Origin of the sequence: Pseudomonas sp. UBA1879, assembly GCF_002338065.1 — a bacterium.
Lineage (GTDB): Bacteria > Pseudomonadota > Gammaproteobacteria > Pseudomonadales > Pseudomonadaceae > Aquipseudomonas.
Window position 1 is genome coordinate 106,588 of record NZ_DDHJ01000026.1, and the last position, 7,122, is coordinate 113,709.

At 62.6% G+C, this 7,122-nt stretch carries 5 protein-coding genes; 2 read left to right on the forward strand and 3 right to left on the reverse strand.

The window, feature by feature from the left end:
* Window positions 1–27 precede the first annotated feature (27 nt).
* Together B3N48_RS26695 and B3N48_RS26700 are read right to left on the reverse strand one after the other, a co-directional pair.
* Window positions 28–1,404 (reverse strand): FAD-binding oxidoreductase, encoded by a 1,377-nt coding sequence (locus tag B3N48_RS26695; RefSeq protein WP_296188829.1) that lies wholly within the window; start codon window positions 1,402–1,404, stop codon window positions 28–30.
* Window positions 1,405–1,408: 4 nt separating this feature from the next.
* A complete protein-coding gene (locus tag B3N48_RS26700) occupies window positions 1,409–2,596 on the reverse strand; it encodes an alpha-hydroxy acid oxidase (RefSeq protein WP_296188831.1) in 1,188 nt (395 codons plus the stop codon).
* A gap of 415 nt (window positions 2,597–3,011) precedes the next feature.
* Between B3N48_RS26700 and B3N48_RS26705 the strand changes: the two genes are divergently transcribed.
* On the forward strand, window positions 3,012–3,977 hold the full coding sequence (locus B3N48_RS26705) for an isopenicillin N synthase family dioxygenase (protein WP_296188833.1): 966 nt from the start codon (window positions 3,012–3,014) through the stop codon (window positions 3,975–3,977).
* A gap of 615 nt (window positions 3,978–4,592) precedes the next feature.
* On the opposite strand, the gene B3N48_RS26710 is transcribed toward B3N48_RS26705, so the two are convergent.
* A complete protein-coding gene (locus tag B3N48_RS26710) occupies window positions 4,593–5,789 on the reverse strand; it encodes an amino acid aminotransferase (protein ID WP_296188835.1) in 1,197 nt (398 codons plus the stop codon).
* 338 nt (window positions 5,790–6,127) lie between these two features.
* Here B3N48_RS26710 and B3N48_RS26715 point away from each other — a divergent pair.
* On the forward strand, window positions 6,128–7,122 hold a 995-nt coding region (locus B3N48_RS26715; RefSeq protein WP_296188837.1), incomplete at its 3' end, for a DEAD/DEAH box helicase family protein.

Here is a 7,122-nt window from a genome sequence, read left to right on the forward strand (position 1 = left end):
TACCGGTCTATACAACCCGCACAGCGTTTATCCGAAGATTTTTCCCGGATTCAAAATGCCGTTGGGGTCGAAGCTTCGCTTGAGCTCGCCCATGGTTTGCAACGCTTCGGCGCTCACGGAGTGGTGCAGAAACTCGCGCTTGAGCAGGCCAATGCCGTGTTCCGCCGACACCGCGCCGCCCAGCTGACCCACGGCGCGGTACACCAGATCCTCGATCTCGAAGACCGGGGCGGGCTGGGGCAGGCTGTTCAGGTCCACGGTCAGGTGCAAGTTGCTGTCGCCGATGTGGCCGAAATACACGCTGCGATTGCCCGGCCAGCGCAGGTCCAGACGCTGTCGGCACAGGTCGGCGAATTCACCGATCTGGCCGATGGGCAGGCTGATGTCGAAGTTCAGCGGCGCCAGGCGCACCGGGAATTCGCCCGTGGCCTCGCGGATCTTCCACAGGCTGCGAGCCTGGGTCTGCGAACTGGCGAGGATCGCATCGACGACCTCGCCGGCTTCAAGGGCGGCGTTCAACGTCTGCTCCAACCCCTCGGCGCTGGCCGAGGACTCCAGCAGCACGTACAGCGGATGGTGATCGGGCATCGGCGCGACGGGGTTTTCCAGCCAGGAAACGCCCATGCGGTAGAAGTCCTGCCACATCAATTCGTAGGCCTGCGGCGTCCCGGCACTGCGTTGCAGGCGGCGCAAAAACGCCACGGCGCTGGCGTAATCGGGCAGCGCGCACAGCAGCGTGGTGCTGTGGCCGGGCTGCGGCGCCATCTTCAGCACGGCGCGGGTGATCACCCCAAGGGTGCCTTCGCTGCCAATGAAGCACTGTTTCAGGTCATAACCGCAGTTGTTCTTGATCATCTTGTTCATCAGGTTCAGCACGCGACCGTCGGCCAGCACCACTTCCAGGCCCAGCACCAGATCGCGGGTCATGCCGTAGCGAATCACCGCATTGCCGCCAGCGTTGGTGGCGATGTTGCCGCCGATCTGGCACGAACCCCGCGCACCGAGGTCAAGCGGAAACAGATAGCCCGCGTCGGCCACTGCCTGTTGAATCGCCTGCAGCGTGGTGGCCGCTTTCACAGTCACAGTGGCCGCCGCTGCGTCGATTTCTTCGATGCCCTGCAACCGATCCAGCGACAGGGCGAAGTCGGTCGGACGCGGCACCGCGCCGCCTGCCAGCCCGGTCATGCCGCCTTGGGGCACGACGGTTTGCTTCGCGGTGTTGCAGATGCGCAGCACCGCGGCCACCTGCTCGGTGTTTTTGGGCAGGATCAGCGCCGCAGGGCAGGCAGGCGCGTGGCGGGTCCAGTCGGTGAAGTGGCGTGGGCTGATGGCGTCGCCGGTCAGCACTTGGTCATCGCCTAGCGCCGCGCGTAACTGTGAGAGGGTCTGTTGCACATCGCTCATGGGGTCAACTCACGGAAAAAGTCGCGTCGCTTTGACGGCTGACGCGCAGGTGATTCAGATCGGGCTGGCCGAGCAGGGTCAGCGCCAGGTGCAGCTCTTGGCTCAGCAAATCCAGCGCATGTCCGGCACCGGCCTGACCACCCACCGCCACGCCATACAGGGTAGCGCGGCCCAGCAGCACGGCGTCGGCACCCAGTGCGCAGGCCTTGAGGATGTCGGCGCCGCGGCGGATGCCACTGTCCAGCAGAATGCTCAGTTTGCCCTTGGCCACGTCCGCGATGGCGGGCAGGCAATCGAGGCTGGCGGGTACGCCGTCCAGCTGTCGGCCGCCGTGGTTGGTGACGACAATGCCATCGAGCCCCAGCCGCACGGCCTGTTCGGCGTCCTGCGGGTGCATGACGCCCTTGAGCAGCAGACGATGGGGCCAGCGGTCACGCAAACGGGCGAGAAACTCCCAGCTCAACTGGTGTTCCATTTTCTCGCCGATGAAATGCGCAGCACCGGCCGCATTGCGCTGATCGGCGGGCAGGTAGCGGTCGAGATTGGCCATGCTCGGCATACCGTGGGGCCAGAGGGTTTGCCGGATCCACCGCGGGCGGCGCAGCACGTCGAGCTTGTTGCGCAGGCTCAACTGGCGCGGGCGTTTGAAGTTGCGCTTGTCCCATTCGCGGTTACCCAGCCGTACGGCGTCGGTGGTCAGCAGCAGCGTCCGACAGCCCACGGTATCGGCCCGTGCGAGCAAGTCTTCCTGCACCCGCGGGTCACTCATGGCGTACAGCTGAAACCACAGATTGACATCCGGCACGGCCTTGACGATCTGTTCTAAAGAGTTGGTCGACACGGTGCTGAGGGTAAACGGCAAGCCGCGCTCGGTGGCGGCGCGGGCCAAGTGAATGTCCGCGTCGCGGTGCAGCATGCCGTTGTAGCCAGTGGGGGCGATCACCATCGGCAAGGGTTGTTCGCAGCCGAAGAGGGTGCGGCGGGTGTCAGGGGTTTTCCAGGGCACCAGCGTGCGCGGCAACAGGCTGACCTCGGCGAAGGCCTGGCGGTTGCGGGCCAGGGTCAGTTCTTCTTCTGCGCCGCCGTTGAGGTATTCCCAAGCGAAGTGCGGCAGCCGTCGACGGGCCATGTGGGCCAGCTCGGCAATGCTGTGAGCGCGCAGATAATCGGAACCGCTGTGATAACGACGCATGAGGATCCTTGAACGAGCTGTATAGACAGCTGAGGCAAGATGCAGGCCAGTCGGGACTGAGCGCCGATGCCGCGTGACAGTGGGCTTTCAACCTGTGCAGGGCGCGTGGGGTGTCACCAAAAGTTGCACCGAATGCGTCCAGCATGCCCGCCGTTGGGGCGTTGCGACACCTGACGCAGCCCGGTGCGGGAGCGTGGCGTGTCCCGCGATCGACGAGGCACCCGTCGTTGATTGTGGACACGTTGTCTCACCGACACTGCGAGAACCGTTTCTGAGACGACTGCCGTCAGACGCGACCCCGGCGCGATCGCGGGACAAGCCACGCTCCTACAGTGTTCGCGGTGAGGTTAGGTGCGGCATACAAAATGCTTCTTCCTGTCTATACAGCCCATTTCCCCCTTTGACTGGAGCCCGTATGACTGCTACTGCCAATCTCCCGCTGATCGACATGGCCGGTGTCCGCGAAGGCGACGAGGCCGCACTTCGGCGGGTCGGCGACGCCATTCGCAAGGCCTGCAGCGAGACCGGGTTCTTCTACATCATCAACCACGGTGTGCCTCAGCCCGTGATCGACGCCGCGATGGCCGCGGCGAAAACCTTTTTTGCCTTCCCGACCGAAGTGAAGCGCCAGGTGGCGGTGAACAAGCGCCATCGCGGCTGGCATGCGTTGGGTGGGGCGCTGATGTACGAGGCGACCAAACCGGACTTCAAGGAGTTCTTCAGCATGGGCCTGGAACTGCCGGAGGACGACCCGTGCGTGTTGGCAGGGGAGGCGTTGCGCGGGCCGAACCAGTGGCCGGACTTCATGCCCGAATTGCGCCAGGCGCTGGACGCCTATTACGAGGCGATCGGTCTGGCGGGGGCCGATTTGCTGCGCGCGGTGGCCGTGGGGCTGGGGATCGCCCCGGGATTCTTCGCGCCGAAATATGGCAAGCGCCTGCAACGCACGCAGATGGTGTATTACCCGCCGCACCCACCCATGGCGGAATCCGACCAGTTCGGCGTCGCGCCCCACACGGATTACGGCTGCATCACATTGCTGTATCAAGACAACAGCGGCGGGTTGCAGGTGCGTGAGCTGTCGACGGACAGTTGGATCGAGGCGACGCCCATCGAGGGCAGTCTGGTGGTGAACGTGGGGGATTTACTGGCGCGCTGGTCGAACGATCGGTTCCGCTCCACCTTGCACCGGGTGATCAATAGGTCGGGGCACGAGCGCTATTCCATCGCCACGTTTTATGACCCGACCTTCAGCGCGGTGGTCGACCCCTGTGATCTGGGCGTCGCGACCGAGGCTTGTCTCTACTCCCCGGTGACCGCCGGGGCCTATATTCTGAAGCGGATCGACGACTCGATGGCGTACCGCAAGAAGGCGCAATAAAGGTTTTGCGCAATCTTCATAGCGATTGGGCTATGGGCAATTCTGCGTTGGCTGGCAAACCGCTTTCGCCAGCAAGCCGGCTCCCACGGATACGATGTCGGTCGCAGATTTTATGACCTATGCATGACCCCTGTGGGGGCCGTCCTGATGAGGGCCGTGGTCGGGCGAACGCGGAGTGTCAGGTCATTCAGGTATCACTGACTCATCGCATTCGCCAGCAAGCCGGCTCCCACGGATACGATGTCGGTCGCAGATTTCATGACCTATGCATGACCCCTGTGGGTGCCGTCCCGGTGCGCGCCGTGGTCGGGCGAACGCGGAGTGTCAGGTCATTCAGGTATCACTGACTCATCGCATTCGCCAGCAAGCCGGCTCCCACGGATACGATGTTGGTCGCAGGTTTCATGACCTATGCATGACCCCTGTGGGAGCCGGCTTGCTGGCGAATACGTAGGATCTGACGCATCTATCGCGACTGACACGCCGCTTTCGCCAGCAAGCCAGCTCCCACTGGAAAAGCGACAAGGTGAGCACCGGCGTAGTTTTCGATCAGCAGAAAAAGGGGAAGCAGCGTAAAGCTGCTTCCCCTCTTGCAACGCAACGCGTCGGCTACTTTTAGATAACGGCCAGGATCGCCTGCGTCACGGCTTCGATGTTGCGTGTGTTCAACGCAGCGACGCAGATGCGGCCGGTGTCCAGCGCGTAGATGCCGAACTCGTTGCGCAGGCGGTGGACTTGCGGGGTGGTCAAGCCAGAGTAGGAGAACATCCCACGCTGACGCGCCACGAAGCTGAAGTCCTGGCCCGCGGCGTTGTTCGCCAGGCGCTGAGTCATTTCTTCGCGCATGCTTTTGATTCGGACACGCATTTCAGCCAGTTCGTCTTCCCACTTCTGACGCAACTCAGGGTTGTTCAGCACAGCAGCAACGATGGTCGCACCGTGGGTCGGCGGGTTGGAGTAGTTGGTGCGGATCACCCGCTTGACTTGCGACAGCACGCGGCCGGTTTCTTCTTTCGACTCGGTGACGATCGACAGCGCGCCCACCCGTTCGCCATACAGCGAGAAGGATTTCGAGAACGAGCTCGATGCGAAGAACGTCAGGCCTGAATCCGCGAACAGGCGTACCGCCGCCGCGTCTTCATCGATACCGTCGCCGAAGCCCTGATACGCCATGTCGAGGAACGGCACGTGGCCTTTGGTTTTCAGCACGTCGAGGACTTTTTTCCAGTCTTCGAGGGTCAGGTCCACACCGGTCGGGTTGTGGCAGCAGGCGTGCAGCACGACGATGGAGCCGGACGGCAGGTTTTGCAGGTCTTCCAGCATGCCCGTGCGGTTCACGTCATGGGTCGCGGCGTCGTAATAGCGGTAGTTCTGCACCGGGAAGCCGGCGGTTTCGAACAGCGCGCGGTGGTTTTCCCAGCTCGGGTCGCTGATGGCCACGACAGCGTTCGGCGACAACTGCTTGAGGAAGTCGGCGCCGATCTTCAGGGCGCCCGTGCCGCCCACGGCCTGAACGGTCATGACCCGGCCCGAGGCCAGCAGCGGTGACTCGGCACCGAACAGCAGGGTTTGCACGGCTTTGTCGTAGGCTGCGATGCCGTCGATCGGCAAATAGCCGCGAGGGACGTGTTGGGCGACGCGAATTTCCTCTGCCTCGGCAACGGCGCGCAGCAGCGGAATCTTCCCTTCTTCGTTGCTGTAAACGCCGACACCCAGGTTGACCTTGGTGGTCCGGGTATCGGCGTTGAATGCTTCGTTGAGGCCCAGGATAGGATCGCGTGGTGCCAATTCGACAGCGGAAAACAGGCTCATTTTGCAGGGGCTCTGAGTGGGAGTGAATGGACTGCATCGCTCCGGCCGAATGCACTGGAGCGGTGCGCAAACGGGGAGTCAGTATAGAGACCATCGCGGGCGGGGGCGACAGGGCAGGGCTGGTTTTTTCCGGGTTTTTCCGATTATTTTCGACCGTTAGTCCTGTCTCGCGGACTAATGTCCAGAGGATGGCTTGAAAGCTGGCGTTGGCGACTCCATTTGTAGTCCCATCTCACCCCTTCATGTACGTCTTTTCTCCTGACGAGATCAGTCGTCCGCGCTTATTACGCCTTGGCTCGGAATCTTCCCGCAAGCGAAGGCGAACACAGAGGTACGTCATGTCCGAGTTTCAGCTCGTTACCCGTTTTGAGCCGGCCGGTGATCAACCGGAGGCGATTCGTCAATTGGTAGAAGGTATCGACGCCGGGTTGTCGCACCAGACCCTGCTCGGGGTAACCGGATCTGGCAAGACCTTCAGCATTGCCAACGTGATCCAGCAGGTGCAGCGGCCGACCATGGTGCTGGCACCGAACAAGACCCTGGCCGCGCAGTTGTACGGCGAGTTCAAGGCGTTCTTCCCGAACAACGCCGTCGAATACTTCGTCTCGTATTACGACTACTACCAGCCCGAAGCCTACGTACCGTCGTCGGACACCTTCATTGAGAAAGACGCTTCGATCAACGACCACATCGAGCAGATGCGCCTGTCTGCCACCAAGGCGTTGCTGGAACGCAAGGACGCGATCATCGTCACCACCGTGTCGTGCATTTATGGTCTGGGCAGCCCGGAAACCTACCTGCGCATGGTCCTGCACGTGGACCGCGGCGACAAAATGGACCAGCGCGCCTTGCTGCGCCGCCTGGCCGATCTGCAATACACCCGCAACGATATGGACTTCGCCCGCGCGACGTTCCGTGTGCGCGGCGACGTGATCGACATCTTCCCGGCGGAATCCGACCTGGAAGCGATCCGTATCGAGCTGTTCGACGATGAAGTCGAGAGCCTGTCGGCCTTCGACCCGCTGACCGGCGAGGTCATCCGCAAACTGCCACGCTTCACCTTCTATCCCAAGAGCCACTATGTGACGCCGCGGGAAACGCTGCTGGACGCCATCGAAGGGATCAAGGTCGAGCTGCAGGAGCGCCTGGAATACTTGCGTGGCGCCAACAAGCTGGTGGAAGCGCAGCGGCTCGAACAGCGCACCCGATTCGACCTGGAGATGATCCTCGAACTCGGTTACTGCAACGGCATCGAGAACTACCCGCGCCACACCGACGGCCGTCCCGCCGGCTCCGCCCCGCACTCCCCGCTGGCTTACTTCCCGGACGACTT